The 20,038-nt window shown below is 41.4% G+C and carries 19 protein-coding genes; 3 read left to right on the plus strand and 16 right to left on the minus strand.

Annotated elements, in window-relative coordinates; translation table 11 throughout:
- Positions 1–125: 125 nt before the first annotated feature.
- Positions 126–980, minus strand: coding sequence for a manganese catalase family protein (locus tag G9G57_RS19770; RefSeq protein WP_017425926.1), 855 nt, complete (start codon positions 978–980; stop codon positions 126–128).
- Positions 981–1,207: 227 nt separating this feature from the next.
- On the opposite strand from G9G57_RS19770, the gene G9G57_RS19775 reads away from it, so the two are divergent.
- A complete protein-coding gene (locus tag G9G57_RS19775) occupies positions 1,208–2,047 on the plus strand; it encodes a manganese catalase family protein (RefSeq protein WP_016819592.1) in 840 nt (279 codons plus the stop codon).
- Positions 2,048–2,259: 212 nt separating this feature from the next.
- Here G9G57_RS19775 and G9G57_RS19780 read toward each other — a convergent pair whose 3' ends face one another.
- From G9G57_RS19780 to G9G57_RS19810, 7 genes are all read right to left on the minus strand, one after another.
- Positions 2,260–2,622, minus strand: a complete 363-nt coding sequence (locus tag G9G57_RS19780; RefSeq protein WP_016819591.1) for a YmaF family protein — start codon at positions 2,620–2,622, stop codon at positions 2,260–2,262.
- A gap of 257 nt (positions 2,623–2,879) precedes the next feature.
- Positions 2,880–4,277 (minus strand): Fe-S cluster assembly protein SufB, encoded by a 1,398-nt coding sequence (gene sufB / locus G9G57_RS19785; RefSeq protein WP_016819590.1) that lies wholly within the window; start codon positions 4,275–4,277, stop codon positions 2,880–2,882.
- Positions 4,278–4,307: 30 nt separating this feature from the next.
- Positions 4,308–4,730 (minus strand): Fe-S cluster assembly sulfur transfer protein SufU, encoded by a 423-nt coding sequence (sufU, locus tag G9G57_RS19790; RefSeq protein ID WP_013309555.1) that lies wholly within the window; start codon positions 4,728–4,730, stop codon positions 4,308–4,310.
- Positions 4,720–5,943, minus strand: coding sequence for a cysteine desulfurase (locus G9G57_RS19795; protein WP_164965448.1), 1,224 nt, complete (start codon positions 5,941–5,943; stop codon positions 4,720–4,722). The genes sufU and G9G57_RS19795 overlap by 11 nt, the downstream gene beginning before the upstream one ends.
- Positions 5,940–7,244, minus strand: a complete 1,305-nt coding sequence (gene sufD, locus G9G57_RS19800) for a Fe-S cluster assembly protein SufD (protein WP_031463199.1) — start codon at positions 7,242–7,244, stop codon at positions 5,940–5,942. Before sufD ends, G9G57_RS19795 begins: the two co-directional genes overlap by 4 nt.
- A 23-nt stretch (positions 7,245–7,267) precedes the next feature.
- Positions 7,268–8,050 carry a Fe-S cluster assembly ATPase SufC gene (gene sufC, locus G9G57_RS19805; protein ID WP_017425928.1) on the minus strand — a complete coding sequence of 261 codons (783 nt, stop codon included), beginning with the start codon at positions 8,048–8,050 and terminating at the stop codon, positions 7,268–7,270.
- A gap of 392 nt (positions 8,051–8,442) precedes the next feature.
- On the minus strand, positions 8,443–8,913 hold the full coding sequence (locus tag G9G57_RS19810; protein WP_013309551.1) for a Dps family protein: 471 nt from the start codon (positions 8,911–8,913) through the stop codon (positions 8,443–8,445).
- A 309-nt stretch (positions 8,914–9,222) separates the two neighbouring features.
- On the opposite strand from G9G57_RS19810, the gene mtnK reads away from it, so the two are divergent.
- A complete protein-coding gene (gene mtnK / locus G9G57_RS19815) occupies positions 9,223–10,455 on the plus strand; it encodes an S-methyl-5-thioribose kinase (RefSeq protein WP_164965449.1) in 1,233 nt (410 codons plus the stop codon).
- The gene (gene mtnA / locus G9G57_RS19820) at positions 10,452–11,564 is read left to right on the plus strand and encodes an S-methyl-5-thioribose-1-phosphate isomerase (protein WP_044788366.1); all 1,113 of its coding nucleotides are present in this window, start codon (positions 10,452–10,454) and stop codon (positions 11,562–11,564) included. The genes mtnK and mtnA overlap by 4 nt, the downstream gene beginning before the upstream one ends.
- Positions 11,565–11,711: 147 nt before the next feature.
- Here mtnA and G9G57_RS19825 read toward each other — a convergent pair whose 3' ends face one another.
- From G9G57_RS19825 to G9G57_RS19860, 8 genes are all read right to left on the minus strand, one after another.
- Positions 11,712–12,014, minus strand: coding sequence for a YunC family protein (locus tag G9G57_RS19825; RefSeq protein WP_017425931.1), 303 nt, complete (start codon positions 12,012–12,014; stop codon positions 11,712–11,714).
- Between the two features lie 196 nt (positions 12,015–12,210).
- Complete coding sequence (locus tag G9G57_RS19830) at positions 12,211–12,759, minus strand: RNA 2'-phosphotransferase (RefSeq protein WP_164965450.1); 549 nt, start codon at positions 12,757–12,759, stop codon at positions 12,211–12,213.
- Between the two features lie 99 nt (positions 12,760–12,858).
- Entirely contained in the window at positions 12,859–13,413 is a 555-nt protein-coding gene (locus G9G57_RS19835; RefSeq protein WP_164965451.1) for a stalk domain-containing protein, read from the minus strand.
- A gap of 322 nt (positions 13,414–13,735) precedes the next feature.
- Positions 13,736–14,269, minus strand: a complete 534-nt coding sequence (locus G9G57_RS19840) for a 3'-5' exonuclease (protein WP_164965452.1) — start codon at positions 14,267–14,269, stop codon at positions 13,736–13,738.
- Positions 14,270–14,334: 65 nt separating this feature from the next.
- The gene (locus tag G9G57_RS19845; protein ID WP_013370248.1) at positions 14,335–14,646 is read right to left on the minus strand and encodes a hypothetical protein; all 312 of its coding nucleotides are present in this window, start codon (positions 14,644–14,646) and stop codon (positions 14,335–14,337) included.
- Positions 14,647–14,728: 82 nt separating this feature from the next.
- A complete protein-coding gene (locus G9G57_RS19850; RefSeq protein WP_164965453.1) occupies positions 14,729–16,780 on the minus strand; it encodes a YfaP family protein in 2,052 nt (683 codons plus the stop codon).
- Between the two features lie 1,957 nt (positions 16,781–18,737).
- A complete protein-coding gene (locus G9G57_RS19855; RefSeq protein ID WP_164965465.1) occupies positions 18,738–19,286 on the minus strand; it encodes an RNA 2'-phosphotransferase in 549 nt (182 codons plus the stop codon).
- Between the two features lie 305 nt (positions 19,287–19,591).
- The gene (locus tag G9G57_RS19860) at positions 19,592–19,843 is read right to left on the minus strand and encodes a hypothetical protein (RefSeq protein WP_164965454.1); all 252 of its coding nucleotides are present in this window, start codon (positions 19,841–19,843) and stop codon (positions 19,592–19,594) included.
- Positions 19,844–20,038: the final 195 nt, after the last annotated feature.

A 20,038-nucleotide genomic window follows, 5' to 3' on the forward strand; every position in this document is an offset into this window, starting at 1 on the left:
TCGAAGCATAGGTTACACGAATGAAAAGAGACTGTCCTTAATCCGTAGGTTTTTCCTACAAAGGACAGCCTCTTTTTGTGTTACGGACATAAGCCTAGTTACTATCTGTATTTATATATTTAATCCTAGGAATTAAGATCTTGTAGACCTGGGCTATGTTCATTAGGCAATTCAGGCATATACGGAAGAGGGAAGCCTTCTGGAGGGTCAATGACATTCAAATCCCCACCGTTTCTGCTTGGAGTTTGCCCATTGAATATTTCTCCAATACGGGTAGAATCCAATCGAAAATTAAACTGTGCATTGTGAAAGCCCATTTCAACATACTTCCGACATTCTGGATACTTGTTAATATCGTAGTTTGGAACCGGGAACAATTTTCCCCAATCCACTCCAAGTGTCTCTAATGCTTTGGCAAATGCATTTTGATGAGCATTATCCCGTACAATCAAAAAAGCCAATGTTTCCCGGAATGTTTTGTTCGAGCTCATTTCGTAAATTCGAGATTTTTGCAGAACCCCTGTAGATTCGAGTACGAGATTATCAAGCAAATCACTAATCAGATTGCCGTGGGAATAGACATAACTGCCTAACCAAGGATTACCACTTGCATCAACGGGTAAGGAACTTTGAGCTCCCATAATAAAATGATGAGGGTTGGCATATTTTATCGCTTCATCCAAAGGAGCATGATCAACTCCAGCATCGCCGGCTTGGTCTTCACCTGAGCCAGTCAGAAGTTGATTTATGGTATGTTGGACCAGTTCAACATGACTAAGCTCCTCTAGAAAAACTCCTCGAATCAAATCCCTATATTGAACAGCATTACCACGAAAATTATTACTTTGAAAGAAAAACTGCATCATGGTACGCATTTCTCCAAATCGACCACCCAATACCTCCTGAATCACTTTTGCAGCAGCTGGGTCGGGTTTATCAGGTACTATTATGTTAATTAAATCTTCTTTATAAAAATACAATACCAAAACCCCCTTAGAGTTTTATTTTGAAGTGAAACATATGCTACCCTTTTTTATCATTTTTATACAAGTCAAAGAACCAGAAAAGTTATTTTCATGAAGGATTCTATCATTCTAGCAGTATTAGGGGATTTTATGGTTAGGCATATCCTCGTTTTGTTGCGCATTGAATGGGTTAATATAGCATGGATTCACTAAACTGCTTTTAACCTATAGGAGGACTAATTATGTTTAGACATCAAAAAGAGTTGCAGTTCGAAGTGAAAGTAGAGCGACCTGACCCTCTATTTGCCCGACAGGTACAAGAAGTTTTGGGAGGCCAATTTGGAGAAATGACCGTGATGATGCAATATTTGTTTCAGGGGTTTAACTGTCGCGGTGATGAAAAATATAAAGATATGTTAATGGATATTGGAACAGAAGAAATAGGACATGTGGAGATGCTGTGTGCTTTAATTAGTCAATTACTTGATGGGGCTAAACCAGAAGATCAGGAGCAAGCTGCCAAAGACCCTGTTACAGCTGCCATTATGGGAGGAATTAACCCGCAGCACCTGCTGGTCAGCGGTCTTGGTGGATTGCCTACTAATTCCAATGGAGTTCCATGGAATGGTTCTTACATTGTGGCTAGTGGCAATCTTTTGGCAGATATGCGGTCCAACCTGCATGCAGAGAGCCAAGGTCGATTGCAGGTAGCAAGACTATATCATATGACGCAAGACGAAAGCGTTAGGGCTACATTACGGAAAATGCTAGCACGCGACCGCTATCATCAATATCAATGGATGGCGGCAATTCAAGAATTAGAAGAAAAAAATGGTGTTGTGGTACCGGCTTCCTTCCCTCCTGAAGCAGAGCAAGAATCTCAGCCTGAAGCATATGAGTTTTGGAACTTGTCAGAAGGCGAAGAATCTAGTGAAGGTCTGTGGGCAACAGGAAGTGCGCCGGATGGAACCGGAAGCTATGTATACATCTCTAACCCCATTGCCAAAGGACAGATCTATAATGCCAAAATACCAGCAACCGAGTTGCATCATGACTTAGACCATAAAACTTCAGATAAATAAATATGTAGAAGCGAGCTGTCCCAACTTTTGGGGCGGCTTTGGCTTTTTGTCGACCTATTAAGGATCTGTAAACCCACTTCAAACGTAAACACGTATTTACACGTAACCAAAAAAAATAGAAGAAAGACGAACTTAAAAAGTTCGCCTTCTATACTAGCAGGAGATCCGAGTCGGTACACAATCGGCCTCTGCTTCAGTCAAACCATCGTTCATTAAACAAGAGGTTCCTCAATCAATGTTGCGAAATTAAACTGGTGTACATGACCATCATTTAATGTAGTCTGGCCCGTAACGAAATGTACGTGTTTTCCATTTCCGACTGGAATAGCTGGTCCTGTTCTAATCCTTCTCAGATTATGAAAATGGTTCACAAAATCAGTTTTCGTAAGATCAATTTCGTGGACATGACTTCTTCCAACTCGAATCGCTTGCCCAGTAACACCTGCAAAGCGGTGGTTATGTCGGTCTGCGCCTGCTTCAGCCAGTTTGGTACTACCTTCAAATTCATGTACATGCCTCTGTGTCTGTTTAGCTGAGATTGTTTTCTTCTTGACTACAGGTTTATTCTTCTGCATCCGTTGCCTGCCTCCTTATGTTTTGCAGTTTTTACAGTATCCTATTAAGCAAACATAGTTACGTGCTAGGCGATTATCTGCAGTCCTAACAATAAATTTTTGGTTTCACATGGCATTAGAAAAAAAGAAGAAGACGAACTTAAAAAGTTCGCCTTCTACATTTAAAAGGAAATTCGAGTCGGCACAAAATCGGCACGACTCGGATTAAACAGCTTTAATTACCTCAAGTACCTTGTCTCACAAAGGGTTACCGCGTTTTAACCGATACTACCTTCCATTTCGAACTTGATCAAGCGGTTCATTTCTACCGCATATTCCATCGGTAGTTCTTTGGTGAACGGCTCAATGAAGCCCATAACGATCATTTGTGTTGCCTCAGCTTCGGTCAGACCACGGCTCATCAGATAGAAGAGTTGATCTTCCGATACTTTGGACACCGTTGCTTCGTGCTCAAGTGTAATATCGTCATTCATGATCTCATTATAAGGAATAGTATCTGAAGTTGACTGATTATCCAAAATCAACGTATCACACTTAATATTCGATTTTGCACCTTGAGCCTGACGACCAAAGGAAGCTAATCCGCGATACGTTACTTTACCACCGTGCTTACTGATCGATTTGGATACAATGGTGGATGTAGTATCTGGTGCCAAGTGGATCATTTTCGCACCTGCATCCTGATGCTGGCCTTTGCCTGCAACAGCGATGGACAAGACCATCCCTTTCGCTCCACGACCTTTCAATACAACGGCAGGATACTTCATTGTCAGCTTGGAACCGATGTTGCCATCAACCCATTCCATCGTTGCATTTTCTTCAGCAACCGCACGTTTAGTTACCAGGTTGTAAATGTTTGGTGCCCAGTTCTGAATCGTTGTGTAACGAACGCGTGCGTTTTTCTTACAAATAATTTCAACCACAGCACTATGCAGCGAGTTCGTGCTGTAAATTGGAGCTGTACAGCCTTCTACATAATGCACAAAGCTGTCTTCGTCAGCAATAATGAGCGTACGCTCAAATTGACCCATGTTTTCCGAGTTGATACGGAAGTAAGCCTGCAATGGAACTTCACATTTCACACCTTTAGGCACGTAGATAAAGCTACCGCCTGACCATACCGCACTGTTCAGGGCCGCAAACTTATTGTCCGCAGGAGGTACGACTGTGGCAAAATACTCTTTCAGAATCTCAGGATGCTCACGCAACGCTGTATCGGTATCCATGAAAATGACACCCTGCTCTTCCAGGTCCTTTTGCATGCTGTGGTAGACAACCTCGGATTCATACTGTGCGGATACACCAGCCAAAAACTTTTGTTCCGCTTCAGGAATCCCTAGTTTATCAAAGGTTTCCTTAATTTCTGTAGGAACCTCTTCCCACGTTTTCCCTTGCTTCTCGGAAGGTCTTACATAGTACTGGATATCATCGAAATCCAGTTCATCCATGTCTCCGCCCCATTTTGGCATTGGCATTTTTTCAAATTGCTTCAATGCTTTCAGACGGAACTCCAACATCCAATCCGGTTCACCCTTAATTTTGGAGATTTCCTTTACAATTTCCGGAGTGAGACCCTTACCTGTTTGGAAAATGGACTTGTGCTCGTCACGAAAGCCATACTTATACTCTTCCATTTCCGGTGCTTTCTTGGCCATGTTTCTCAAACCTCCTCTGTTCTATTTAAATTATTTATCTTCGTCAATCCCTTTGCGCAGCGCGTTCCAAGCCAATGTCGCACATTTAATGCGAGCCGGGAACTTATTGACCCCTGACAAAGCTTCCAATTCTTCATAATCATCAAATTCGACCGCTTCGCCCTTCATCAGAGAGGAGAAGCGACTCGCCATATCCAAGGCCTGATCAATCGTTTTTCCTTTGACCGCTTCTGTCATCATCGAAGCCGAGGACATACTAATCGAGCAGCCTTCACCTGTAAAACGGGCATCCTCGACTACGCCGTCTTTCGTTTTGAGTTGAAGGGATATCCGGTCACCACACGTAGGATTATTCAAATCCACCGTAACAGCATCGTCCTCAAAACGTCCGCGATTGCGCGGATTTTTATAATGATCCATAATCACGCGTCGGTACAAGTCATCAAGTTGCATCGCCAAAATACTCCTTCGTTTGGATTAAGGCGCTGACCAGAGCGTCGATATCGTCTTCCGTGTTATAGAGGTAAAAGCTGGCACGTGCAGTTGCACTGGCTTTCAACCAGCGCATCAATGGCTGGCAGCAATGATGGCCCGCACGTATGGCCACCCCTTTGCTATCCAGTACAGTAGCTACATCATGCGGATGCACATCATCCAAGTTGAATGTTACAAGCCCGACATGACGTTCAGCAGGTCCGTAGATCGTCAAACCCTCCACTTCACGGAGACGTTTGAGTGCATAATTCGATAGACGGCTCTCATGCTGTGCAATGGTGTCTAGTCCGATGCTTTCCAGAAAATCAATGGCAGCTCCCAAGCCAACTGCCCCAGCAATAATCGGGGTGCCACCTTCGAATTTCCAAGGCAGCTCCTTCCATGTGGACTCATACAATCCCACATCGTCGATCATTTCACCGCCAAACTCAACGGGCTCCATGTTTTCCAGCAACGCCTTCTTGCCGTAGAGTGCACCAATTCCTGTAGGAGCACACATTTTGTGACCAGAGAAAGCATAAAAATCAGCATCTATGTCTTGCACGTCTACTTTCATATGTGGCGTACTTTGTGCACCGTCGACAACGATAACTGCACCTTTGCGATGTGCAATAGCAGCAATCTCTTTGACCGGATTCACAACGCCAAGCACATTGGAGACATGCGCAATCGCAACAATTTTTGTGTGTTCTGTGACGGTTTTCTCCACGTCTGCAAGATCAACGCTACCGTCCTCTTGAAGCGGAATATATTTTAAAGTCGCACCCGTGGCTTTGGCTACCTGTTGCCACGGAATCAGATTACTGTGATGTTCCATCGGAGTGATGACAATTTCATCACCCTCCTTACAGTTAGCTCTACCGTAAGAAGAAGCCACCAGATTCAGCGCGGTTGTTGTCCCGCGTGTAAAAATGATTTCCTGACTGCGCTTGGCATTCAGAAAACGGGCTACCTTCTCCCTCGCACCTTCATAAGCATCCGTAGCGCGGCTACCCAAGGTATGCACACCACGGTGTACATTCGAATTATCAAACTCGTAATAGTGCTTGATCGCCTCGATGACCGCTAGCGGCTTTTGCGAAGTGGCCGCATTATCCAAATAAACCAGCGGATGACCGTTAATCTCCTGATGTAAAATCGGGAATTGTTCACGGATCAATGCAGTGTTCATTGGCCTAACTTCCTTTCAACAAGGCTTTGCAGCTGATGTTGAAGTCCTTCGAGCGGAATTTCAGATACGACAGGTGCCAGGAAGCCATAAATAATCAATCGTTCAGCTTCTGCACGGCTAATTCCGCGGGACATCAAGTAATACACTTGCTCACGGTTAACCTGACCAACCGAGGCTGCGTGTCCAGCCGTTACATCATCTTCATCAATCAACAGGATCGGGTTAGCGTCACCACGTGCTTTCGGGCTGAGCATCAGTACACGCTCCGTTTGCTGACCGTCTGCTTTGGTAGCGCCTTTTTCAATTTTCGTAATTCCGTTAATGATGGAAGATGCTTCTTCACGCATAACTGCGCGTGTAATCATCTGACTAGCGGAATTTTTACCAAAATGCTGTGCTTGTGTCGTATAGTTCAGCTTTTGTGAACCAGAACCTACAGCAATAACCTTGGCATCCGAGTTGGAGCCATTGCCTTTGAGCACAGACATGGTATTGCTCGCTGTATTGCCGTTGTTCATTTCGCCTACAATCCATTCGATAGCAGCGTCATTTCCGAGCGTGGCACGACGAATGGAAATATCAGTTACTTGCTCTCCAAACTGATGCACTGTCGCGTAGCGTACTTTAGCGCCTGCATTCGCAACCACTTCTACCGCACCGTTATGAAGAACAGGTGCCGCCAAATCTGCAGATACATAGTTGTCTACGTACGTCACGGAACTATGGTTTTCAGCTATGAGCAGCACATGCGGCGCAAAAGTTGCAGTCGCATCATCCGTGAGGAACACAGCTTGAAGCGGTACGTTCAGTTCTACATTTTTAGGCACATAAGCAAATACTCCACCGTTCCAGAGTGCTGCATGCAATGCCGACAATGAATTTTCTTCAGCCTTAATAACAGTGTTCAGATGAGCTTTGACCAAATCAGCATGCTCTTTGACCGCCGTTTGCAAATCCGTGAAAATGACGCCTTGCGCCGCCAATTCCTCGCTCAGCTTCACATATACCGCACCAGAGTTGCGCTGGATGATCAGACCGCCCTCCTGCTGTTCTTTAACCAGATCAGCAATGGCTGCAGGAACCTGACCTACAGATGCAATGACCTCGCTCAATTTATGTTGACCGTAGTCGTTTAAATTCCAACGTTCGATTTTTGTTTTTTCAAATACCGGAAGCTCCAGTTGGCCTGCAAGCTCAAGTGCTTTTTGTCTGTCTTCGGCCAGCCAAGATGGCTCGCCATTACGTTCGGACAGAACACGCAGTTGCTCGGAATCTACCGGAAGGATTGTTTGTGTTGTCATCAGTTTTCCTCCTCGCTTCCGGCTTACGCCTCTTGTCCTACAGTTTCATCAACGATACCCAGCTCTTCCTTGATCCAGTCGTAACCGTCCGCTTCCAGACGCTCAGCAAGCTCAGGACCACCGGATTTAACGATACGTCCTTGCATCATTACGTGTACATAATCTGGTTTGATGTAGTTCAACAGACGTTGGTAGTGAGTAATCACAAGGAAGCCACGGTCTTCAGAACGCATAGCGTTTACGCCGTTAGCTACGATTCTCAAAGCATCGATATCCAGACCGGAGTCAATTTCGTCCAGAACGACAATTTTGGGATCAAGCATCATCATTTGCAGAATTTCATTCCGCTTTTTCTCACCACCGGAAAAACCTTCGTTCAGGTAACGGTGAGCAAACTCAGGATTCATTTCAAGCTCTTTCATTTTGCCTTCCATTTGGCGGATAAACTTAATCAGGGAAATCTCTTGTCCTTCTTCACGGCGCGCGTTGATAGCACTACGCAAAAAGTCGGAGTTTGTTACCCCTGCAATTTCACTTGGATACTGCATCGCCAGGAACAATCCTGCACGTGCACGCTCATCCACTTCCATATCCAGCACGTCTTCTCCATCCAAAGTTACTTTGCCATCTGTGACTTCATATTTAGGATGACCCATCAAAGCAGATGCGAGCGTACTTTTACCCGTTCCGTTAGGACCCATGATAGCGTGGATTTCTCCGCCCTTCATTTCAAGGTTAATCCCCTTCAAAATTTCTTTACCTTCAATGGTCGCTTTGAGACCTTCAATCTTAAAGTTTGTAGCCATATTCGCAATACCCTCCAAAAAATGTAGTGTGGTGTCGAAATCAGAAAGATATTTAAACAGGGGAGCCCCCTGATTTCAAGCAAATGTAATAATTAAAAATTTATTTATAATCATTCTAAACTGATTCTCAATGATTCTCAAGTTATTTTATAATAAATATCTTTAAGGGTGCAACCAACAGACGCACGTTATCCACCTTTCTTCATAAAATGTTCATCCTACCAATCACACAAATGGCAAAATACATCCTTCGAATGATTACATAGTTATAGTGTAGTACAAAAACCATGGGATACATAATCTCTTTTTTAGCCATAAAAACGCTACTGACAGCTTGACGTCAGTAGCGTTTTACATGTAAAGGGGTTATTTTAGTACGAAAGCCTGATGAGTTAGCCCAAATAAGAGCGAAGCATCCACATATGTTTCTCCAAATCTGCTTTGTAGCCGATCAGCAAATCTGCAGTAGGCTGGTCGGAATTACTTTCCGCCAATTCGATACCTTCCTGAAACTCCTCACATACCGTCGCAAAATCCTCAATCAGGGTTTGCACCATTTTTGGAGCATCTTCATTACCGGTAGCCTCTTGAATTGAGGACAGCTCCAGGTATTCCTTCAATGTTGCGGAAGGAGAACCTTTCAAGGCAAGCAAGCGCTCGGCAATCTCATCCATTTTCAATGTCACTTCATTGTATAATTCTTCGAATTTAACATGGAGTGTATAAAAGCTGGAGCCTTTCACGTACCAGTGATAGTTATGAATTTTTACATATAACACATTGAGGTTAGCGACTTGACGGTTTAAAAGTTCCTCCACCGATTTGGTTTGCGTATTTTTCGAGTTACTTGTTGTTTTAGCCATCATAAATCCCTTCCTTTTTCATCAAATTGACTTTCAGAAGCGTTTACGTATTCATCACCGTCCCTGCTGACGGTAAGACGCCAGCGGGCATTTGAATATCACCTGCCGGACGTCTGTTTCATATTTACCCTTTCTATACAGAGACGAAACAAAAAGAAGAAGCCCACCTCTTCCAATCCATCATAAAAAAAATGTACAAAAATTCAGTGATTTTCGTTATACTTTCTCTATCATATCAAAATACTTGGTTTAATATTGTGATGTTTTTTCTTACCATTTACATGTGCGCAATTTACGGAGGTGACCTCATTGTCCAAATATCATCCCTTAACGACCGAAGAAGCAATCGAATTCGTGAAGAACATTCCCGGATTTTTTAGCCAGGAAGCTCATCTGGAATGCCGAGAAATCGGCGATGGCAACTTAAATCTGGTTTTTCATATTACAGATTCCAAATCTAACAAGAGTATCATTGCCAAGCAGGCACTTCCCTATGTAAAAATTGTGGGTGAATCCTGGCCGTTGTCGCTGGATCGCGCCCGTATTGAACGCGAGGCACTTCAGCAGGAGCACCGGCTTTGCCCCGAATTGGTTCCTGCGGTACTAGGCTATGACGATGAGCTTGCGTTAACCGTGATGGAGGATCTTAGCTCACACACAATCATGCGTAAGGGACTAATTGAAGGCAACACATACCCTCTTTTTGCTAATCATATTGGCGAATTTCTGGCACGCACGCTCTTTTTCACCTCAGATTTGGGCATGAATCAGCAGGCTAAAAAAGAGCTGGTTAAACGCTTTATTAACCCTGAACTCTGCAAAATAACTGAGGATCTGATTTTGGATGAACCCTACCGATTTTCAGATAATAACAACTATGGTATGTACATTGAAGACGAAGCAGAGGCACTCCGTACAGATCAGTTGCTTCATCTGGAAGTAGCTTTGCTGCGAGAAAAGTTTATGACACGAACAGAAGCACTGCTACACGGCGACCTTCATACAGGCAGTATTTTTGTAACAGCTGAATCGACTAAAGTCATTGATCCTGAATTTGCCTATTACGGCCCCATGGGGTTTGATATCGGAGCGGTCATCGCCAATCTGCTGTTGAACTACGCAGCACAGCCCGGATGGACTTCTAGCGAGACGGCACTAAAGGAACGACGTGACTGGCTCCTGGAGACTGCCATTCAAGTATGGGAGCAGTTTGAGAGCAGGTTTCGTACACTGTGGAACGAGCACGTCACCGATCATTTGGCACGTACACCCGGATATCAGGACTTATACCTCCAGAAAGTACTGCAAGATACGATTGGCTTTGCAGGGTGCAAAGTGATCCGCCGGATCATCAGCCTGTCGCATGTGGCGGATATCGATACCATTGCCGATCCTGATATCAAGGAAGCTGCGGAACGTCTCGCGTTATCGATCGGAAAAGCCTTGGTTCTCCGCAATCGCGAGCTTCATTCGATCCGGGAACTAGAAGATATTGTTCGGACAGCAACAGCGACCCAGACTAAAGGAGCATCACGCATATGAGTGAAAATAAAGAATCTCTCCCCGCATCCTCCCATGAAGCAACTGTGTCTGAACAGGCTCTATCTTCACTGGTATGGAAGGGAAACCACTTGTCCATGCTGGATCAGCGTCTACTGCCCGAAAAGATAGTCATGCTGGATTTATTCACGACCGAGGAAGTGTGGGAAGGCATCCATGCCATGAAGGTACGGGGTGCCCCCGCCATCGGGATGGCCGCAGCCTATGGTGTTGTACTGGGTGCTGCCTCCTATCGAGGCAATGACGCTGCTGGGTGGCTGGAGCATGTACACGCAGTGTGCGGACATTTGGCTACCTCACGGCCGACTGCCGTAAATCTGTTCTGGGCTCTGGACCGCATGAAGAAGCGAGCCGGCGAACTCGTCACAGAGGCTGAGGTGGGCCAGATCGAAGACTGGAATGCAGGGCTGGAGCGTGAAGCTATAGCCATTCAGGCAGAGGATGAAGAAGTTTGCCGCCTAATCGGCATCCATGCTTTACCTCTGTTCAAGGATGGGATGGGCGTACTCACTCATTGCAACGCAGGCGGCTTGGCAACAGCGAAATACGGAACAGCGCTCGCGCCTATGTATTTGGCTCAGGAAAACGGAATCCACCTGAAAGTATTTGCTGACGAAACCCGCCCCGTATTGCAGGGTGCGCGTCTGACCGCCTTTGAGCTTCAGCAGGCAGGCATAGATGTCACCCTGCTCTGTGACAATATGGCAGGCATGGTGATGTCTAAAGGATGGGTGCAAGCTGTCATTGTCGGTACAGACAGAGTCGCCGCTAATGGGGATGTGGCTAACAAAATCGGCACCTATAGCCTGGCAGTGTTGGCGAAGGCGCATGGTATACCTTTTTACGTTGCTTCGCCGCTATCTACCATTGATTTACAGACCGCTACAGGCGCAGATATTCCGATTGAGGAGCGTTCTACGGAGGAAGTTACCGAGAGCTTTGGCAAAAGAACTGCCCCACAAGGTATCAAAGTCTACAACCCGGCTTTCGACGTTACACCACATGAGTACATTACCGCCATCATTACCGAAAAGGGAATTGTCCAGGCCCCATTTAGCGAGAACCTCACCGCTTTGTTTGCCGCCGATTAATTGTTCTTGCAGGTTATACACTTCGTATATAATTCAAATAGTTATACTCGATAGAATGGAAAATTTCACAGAAAAAACCGGAGCTGTAGCGCCCGGTTTTTTAACTTTTTCTTTTTTGCTTTTATCCAACAACTATTACTAGGCTTCTTACACCAGTTTCAATAATGCTTCATAGCCTGGCATCCCTGGCTTAATTCCAAGTTGCTCAGCTTCCGTCGTCACTGACTCCATTGGTGCTTCCAACAGTTCCTTTAGTGTTTTTACCCCCACAGCTCGTGCGGCCAGAATTTTCCGATCCGCCAACCGTTCATTGAGCAATCCGACATCCAGCGCACCACACATGATGTAACCACGGGAGTTGGAGATCGTCAACAGCGTTGTTTTAGGCAGTTTGACCTCGACTCCGATAAATGTATGCTCACCCACTTGAATGGGTTCCATGTGTATCATGGTTATTACATGCACCTCCTCTTTGTTCATCCGGAATATTTTATGCGGCATTTGCAGGTGGGTGTGGACACCCGTGGATACATTCAAAATTTTAGGCGGATCACGTATGTACAGCAAAACAGGCAATATCAAAAAGACTAGACAAAATCATTCCATCTAGTCTCTATGATCATCGTTAATGTTCTAGCTCTGTGCTTTATTCACACTTCTTTAAGTACTGTGGCGGTACAAAGTCGGCAAGCCAAACACCATGGTTGGCTTTATAAAACTTCACTTGATTAGCTAATGCCTTTGCTGTGTCGACTTCGAGGATCACTAGTTCTCCACGTCTTTTGCCTGCTAAAATTGCAAACTCAAGCGATTCAGACAGATGTACATACTTTCTCCCCATCGGCTTAATTCCTTCGGTGAAAATGTTATGGATTACCTTTGTGTTTGTACCGTGATAGAGAATCGTTGGTGGAGTAGCTTCCTCATAATTTAATCTGCCTGCACTGTGCCCATAATTAGCTCTTATGTACCCATTAACCATTTCATATCTTTGTTTTGGACAATGGCTTACTACTTGCTTGATATCCGACTCACTGACCTCAGACCATCTATTCTCTGATCTTATTCCTTGAATCAGGTCTTGAACGTCACAATAACCCTCATGGTCCAGCTCAAGACCAAACTGTTCTGGTGTATGCCTAAGAATCTTACTCATAAATTTACTGAGGCTCTCTTCTTGTTTTGGTGTTAACATGATGTACTCCTTCTAATAAAATATTTGTAACCGAAGGGAAAATATCGCATAAATATAAAAAAAGGTGTAGTCATTAAGCTGACTACACCTAATTAAATATCATTTATCATTGTAAGTTAGAGAAATATGAAAATAACCATCTCTTATACCAGGTAAACCATCCGTTTCTTTTATATCTAGAAAATTAAGTTTTTCTTCCCAAGCTTCTCTTTCTTTATCATTATAACTATCACCGTATCTATCAAAAACATAAGCGATAACTGATGCTTTTACTTCAACATTCCCCTTTGAAATACGTGTCCATTCTGTTGGTGCAACTATCTGGTTGCTTAAAGGTATTATTTCTTTCCCCGAGACATTCAAAACAAATACTTTGCCTTGATTTTCTACAAGCGCTACCTTCTTCTTAGCATCCCATGAAACTGAATCTACATAACCACTAAACAAATCTTTTAGGGGTATATATTGGGATTTATAATCAAATTGTTCCCCTTCTTGCTTATACGAGATTGTTAAAGCAGTGTTTTTAAGGTTTGAGTTATAAGCATGATCTGCTTTTTTGGCTATTGAATCACTAACACCTGCTGCTTGTATGCTTGCTCCAAAAACAAAAAACAAAGAAAAAGACAATAAAAATACAACTGTTTTTCTCATACTTTTCCTCCTAATCCTTCTTTGATATAAATACTGACCAAAAAATTGATATTGGAGCATGGTGAGTTAATTTTGACGCGCCTTCGTTTGAAGCAAGGTGTACAACTTTAGAGTACATGTTACACTTTTAATTAATTATATATTTTGAATATCGGAATTCATCTACCATATTTTTTAATTACGCTTTCTTTTAGCCGCCCTCTTTCGCCTATTTCATGATATGTAAGAATGCTAGGGTACTTCGTAATCGAATTAATTTTTTGTATATCCATGTTTGTCTCCTTTTATCCAACTAAAAAATTTTTGTTATATGTGCGGTTAGTTAAAGCTTCAATTGGTCAAATATCTTAACAAAAATCCTTGAGATATTCTTTGCATCATCAATTCCTCTATGATGAGTACCCTCCAATTGCAGATTAAGCATCTTTAAAGCTCTCTCCATACCAACTCCACGATCATTTCCAATCAGTTTTCCATGCTGATGTTTAATACTTATATGATTTCTAATCCATTCAGTTCTGATTTTATGTAACTCACAGTCCTTCTTCAGTTGACTCTTATCATAAAATCCCCAAGAACAAAGATAATAGGGTTCTTTACCAATCCATTCTTGAAACTTATAGATAGCTTGTGGAAAATATGTTGCCATATCAATATCTTGCTGCGAAATTGAAGTTAGACTCTTACAGAAGTCAGATAATTGTGAGTTCAATTTAGGTTTAATAAAAGTTTGAAATTCGCCTATGATCTCTAAATTTACATTTACTTTAACAGCACCAATTTCAATAATTTCATTCTGCCTTGTTCGATCATTCTCCCAGCAGGTAGCTTCTAAATCAAAGATTATGTAGTTCATTATTTATCCCTTCTCATGTCAAATCTTGTTTTACTCTCACCATATATAGCTAGGTTAACCATCTTTCAAGCCAATGAGCCATTTGCAAGTATTTTATGCAAGACTTGATAAGCTCTGATTGTTATATTTACTTCGTCAGCGATAATGATGATGGAATCATAGAAATAAGAAGCGATAATTCGAATGGTAAATTCTATGTCGTTTTCATATAGGTATACCTGGTAAATCACTTTTTCTTTACTGTTGTGCTCATTAATCACTTGCGCATCCTTGAATTCCTCGCGAATAATATCAGGTATCAGAGTGACAGCCTTTTTCTTGAATTCAAAAAAAATTAATTTGTTCTTATGAAATTCTAGTGTCAACCCTTCTTTCATTACAATCGCCCTCCTCATGGACAGAAAAATTCATTTTGATTCTTCCCAAGCTTTTATATATTTGCAAGATAATTATTAAATACTAATCCCAACGATCAATCTTGATGAGTCGTGCGGAGTTGCCTGATGTTACTTTCACAATCAAATTCCACTCACTATCCTTAGAGTAACCCACACCACTAGCTGACGCTGCTTCAATTCCTTCGATTGGAGTGTTAGCGGTGTACGCTTCAAGCGTCTTTCTGATTTCACGAAGTTCTGGTTTCAGTGTTTCAACGAAGAATCCTCTGCCTTTACCCTCCGACAAATCTTTGCATCCATCCAACAAGAAGAAAATATGATAGCCTGTATGAGTAACTTTCTCTTCGCCCCACAAATTTGGAGAAATCGTAATTCCGTTTACCTTGACGAAACTATTAACTGAAACATTCCATGCATCATCAGAAGAATATGAATTTGAGTTAACGATTTCCGGATGCTGGCCCTTAATATATTTAAATATAAATACGTCTTGTTGATAGCCATCATCGCCAGCAACACCATGATAGGAATATATTCTTCCATTGACTTCAAGCTCTACCTTGAATGGTGTGCTTCCTTTTCCTCGTTCACAGTAATTATGAACATAGAATCTATATGTTCCATTTCTAGCTTCTCCTTCGCTCCATCTGATATTTTCTACTGGCGAGTAATCTCTATGACCTCCACCATTCATATCAATGTCTAGCCAACCATTACACCCGCTTAGCTTGTCTCCGTAGTAAATATGTTCACCGTTAGGGGTCACGCAATGCAAATCAAGATCCGTATATCCTTCCCAAATGAGTGAGCATCGGATTTCATTGTTCTTATATTGACCACCTGCACTCTCAACCCTACGTTTGATCTCTCCATCAATGCCTCCATGATAATACCAACTAAATGCGTTATCCCATTGCAGAATGTTAGGTGCTGTACCATCAGAAGCCGTAACCAATGCCATAAATCTATTTGGATTATCGATTTTCGCTTCAATGCTTTCTGCTGATGGCATTACCGTTCTTCGGAATTTATCCCATGTCATAACCGCGCTTGGAAGGTCAACTCTGTTTGAAACAGTATTAGTTTTCTCTTTCGGCGTAATATTACCGAATATACCTCCAGCTTTAACAACACCCTTATTCACAAAAGAACCCTTACTCTTCCAAATGGTCTCAGAGACTTCTTCAATCGTTGCGTATCTTCGTTGTAGCGAATTAGCAATGCCAAACTTCTGAACAATCTTCTCAGCTTGCTCAATGTTCCCTTGAGATGGAGCAACTTGCGCTCTCATATAATTGGAAGGACTCATTTTTTCAGCAAATCTACGACTTATAGAGTCAAATGAAAGTCCATTAACAATATCGTCAAGCAAAGTTCCGATCATGCTGCTCTTCACATGGCAGAATCCAGATGGAGCAGTTGCAACAGCCATCCAAGTAATGTTGTCACGAATTTGACTGTTCCGAATGTTTTGATGTTTTGCGTGAAGAACTTGAAGAAATTTAGCTACACCAAGAATTTTGTCAGACCGATACAAAGATTCTGATTCCAAGAGAGTCACAGCTTGTTCTACAGCCTCCGGCGGATATTCCGTAAGTCCAGCAGTCAAAATTCTGAAATCTTCTTTTTTCTCTGCCAGTTCCTGTCCAGCAGTTTTCAGTCTAGATTGATAAACTTTTTCTGCTGGAAGCGTAACTGACATATGATCCCTTCCATTAGAGTGTGATTGACCAAGATTTCTTTCGCTAGAAACAAACACCCCTGTAACTCTTGATTTAAGAACAATTTGCTTCATTGCATTGACAGAATTAATGAAAAATTCAGGAGTGTTGCTTTCATCCCACAAAGCAGAATAGATTTCGCCATCTTCAGAAATAGAAACAAGCCCTCCAAAACGATTCACGAAATTTCTACAACTTTTACAAGTATAATGTTGTCTTGCTTCATGTGGTAAACCCTCAAGAAATGCGTCAAATACTCCATTCGAATCAGTTATGAAAAGCGGCTTGCTACTAAAGGTTGCAAATCTTTCTTTGATTACCTCACTGAAATGTGGGTATTGATCATTACTGTTGTCGTATTTGTCTTTGATAGAATTGATATTGTTGTTCACTTTTAAACCTTCTCCTAATTCTACTATTATTTTTTATGTAACATGATTGTAAAATCATCATTCCATTTCAAAAGTCTTCAGTATTTAGTTACCTGAAGCGATGCGTTTTTCAGCCTTACGATCTTTTTTAATCACTTACATTATTCCTATAATCGTCCATGAATCTAGACTCAAATAAGGCTCCCCCTCAATGATATCTTTTACCTTACTATGCTGCTGTGACTTGAAAAGCTCAATCATTTCAATTAAATCAATGCGATCCAACAAACTTCACTCCATTGAAACTGGACTAACAGTTCACACAAGTATCCGTAAATACCAAATCTGCTCCAAAATCTCTACTGTCTTGTATCTTATACGCATCACTATAGCCCAAGCAAATTGAACAGCTTCCGCAAATAAAATTCGAAATCCTTGCCATCTTCCATATGCTCTATTTCGTTAATACCGATTTTGTAAGGATCAATATCCTGCGTTACTTTATATCACTCTTGAATTTTAGGCTTTTTAAGAAAATCTAACGGAGTCAAAGCAAGTAATGACACCAATAATCACAAATATAGATAACCTCTGCTCCTCCTTGGCTATTCCAACTCTTTTCCACACTTGCTTATAATACAACACTCAGGGACAATTTCCCAATTATTTTTTTGGATAACTATAGTAAATTGAGAATAAATAACCCCTATTTTGTTAGATGCTTAGTTACATACCAAAGGGGTAAAATCAACCCTTCCTGATTCCTATATACACAGTCCTTCTAATTTCGCCTGCCTTTTTACAATATTTGCCTCAGATAGATATGGCGAAGAGCCTAAATCAATTTATTAGGCTGATTTGTTGTACATTTTACTGAACGTCATTCTATGTTTAGTGAATCACGAAGAAAAAGAATAAAATTCCTAATTATACGAAGTTTCTTTTCCTAATACTTTTGACAAACTGTCATAAGCCTTGATGTGACGGAATTTCACGTATTGTTAATGTTAGATGCTGTGTACATTTTTAGCGTGACTTAGAGTTTCAAAGATTTTATCCATAGTCCTTTTTATTGATTTAAAACGAGATAATTGACATAATATCAATAACATCCTTTTCAAAGATTTTTAAGATCGCTATATTTATAGACTTTTCCTACATTACTTTGAATGGCTTCATAGTACAAGAATTCTACTTTTCCAAAATCATTATTGGAGGCTAACAAATGAGTAAATTTGAAAAAAATTTAATTAAGTATTTGTCTTACGGTTTTTTTGTAGGAATATACTATTCCTTTATTAAAGGGCCAACAACAACGAGTACTCCGATCAACGGTACGTTTGAATTTTATACGGTACCCACTTCTACTTTTATTTTCGGAACATTATCAACCTCGTTTCTACTAAGCCTCTTTGCTGGAGTGGTGTATACAATTACTTTTCTATGTATAAGAGGAAGTAAGTAGATTCTTTGAATAACTCCAAAGCAAAAGAAGCTGTCCAAATCGCAACGGCTCCTTTTCTTAAGTGACGTTTCGAAGCAAATATTACGTCATTGGTAGCGCCACTTTAGCTTGCTCCAACAAAGGGGATAGTTATCGGAAAATAAATACGGAATATCAATCTTTACGGTAATGATATTTGCAAGCGCTTAGATGCTTAGTAGTTATACTAAAAATCATACTCAAAACGATAGGTAAAGCTCCCTTAGTTAGTACACAAGTTATTTTTAAGGACGAAACCAAGGCAAGGTATTTTTAAAGAGCAAGATAAAATTATTCAGTATAGCCACGCCCCCATTAAAGGAGTAGATGATGGGGCGTATAATTATTCTTCGAAGGATTATAATGGAAATGCGTGGATACATTCAAAATATTAAAAAGCTTATTTATGTACAGCAAAACAGGCGAAATCAAAAAGACTAGACGAATCAATCCATCTAGTCTCTTGATCATAAGTTAATGTTCTAGGTCTACGCTTTATTCAAACTTTTTTAAGTACTGTGGCGGCACAAGGTCGGCAAGCCAAACACTGTGGTTGGCTTTATAAAACTTCACTTGATTAGCTAATGCCTTTTCTGTGTCTACTTCCAGGATCGCCAGTTCCCCACGTCTTTTGCCTGCTAAAATTGCAAACTCAAGAGATTCAGACAAATGCACATACTTTCTGCCCATTGGCTTAATTCCTTCAGTAAAAATGTTATGGATTACCTTTGTGTTTGTACCGTGATAGAGAATCGTTGGTGGAGTAGCCTCCTCATAATTTAATCTGCCTGCACTGTGTCCATAATTAGCTCTTATGTACCCATTAACCATCTCATATCTTTGTTTTGGACAATGGCTTACTACTTGCTTGATATCCGACTCACTGACATCAGACCATCTATCCTCTGATCTTATTCCTCGAAGCAGGTCTTGAATGTCACAATAACCCTCATGGTCTAGCTCAAGACCAAACTGTTCTGGTGTATGCCTAAGAATCTTACTCATAAATTTACTAAGGTTCTCTTCTTGTTTTGGTGTTAAAATCATATACTCCTTCTAATTAAAATAATTGTCTATTTATATTGAGTTGGAATTTTAGATATAGCTTCTCATTTTTCGAACAATCTGCCATGATTGAAAGTATTGAGCATTTCACCGAATGAGGAATCATGCGTTAAAAGTTATTGCGTTTAAATAACCGTGTAATTGAAGGTTCTCCTATTTAAACATCGTCTCTTAATTCTAGGGTGGGTGGAAATTCCCCTCTTTATCAGATAGATTACTGTAAAAAAACTTACTCTCATTTTATTATCAAAAGAGCAAGCTCGGTTCGTATTCCTGAAGCTACTTTATGATTCAAATGTCATCTTGTTGGGAAATATGCCATCTTCTTTAACGAAGCAACGTGCCATCCGCTGTGCAGCCCTATCAAAATAAAATTTATTTGAATGACTCGGATCTGATAAAGGTTCAATTTCAGAGAACAACTTAGTCTCCTTGTTCAATTGAATTTTCCCCATAATGTGTTCATTTGGGCCATATCTATAAATAACTACTGTCTCATCTTCATGTTCTTTAAAAAGTAAAACAAATACCCCCATTATAAAATCTCCTCTAGCTTGTTTTAAATATACTCTCAAATCGGGATTCAAACAATTCATGGTTAAGCAAATCCATAACTTTTTGTGTTTGTGATCCTTTTTGTAATCTATCCCATGCTTGAGCTATTTCGTAATCAGAATGAAATCTGCCATAATCGCTTGACTTCATGTGTTCGTTTATGAAAACGTGTTTTT

Origin of the sequence: Paenibacillus sp. EKM211P (genome assembly GCF_011066175.1) — a bacterium.
Lineage (GTDB): Bacteria > Bacillota > Bacilli > Paenibacillales > Paenibacillaceae > Paenibacillus > Paenibacillus polymyxa.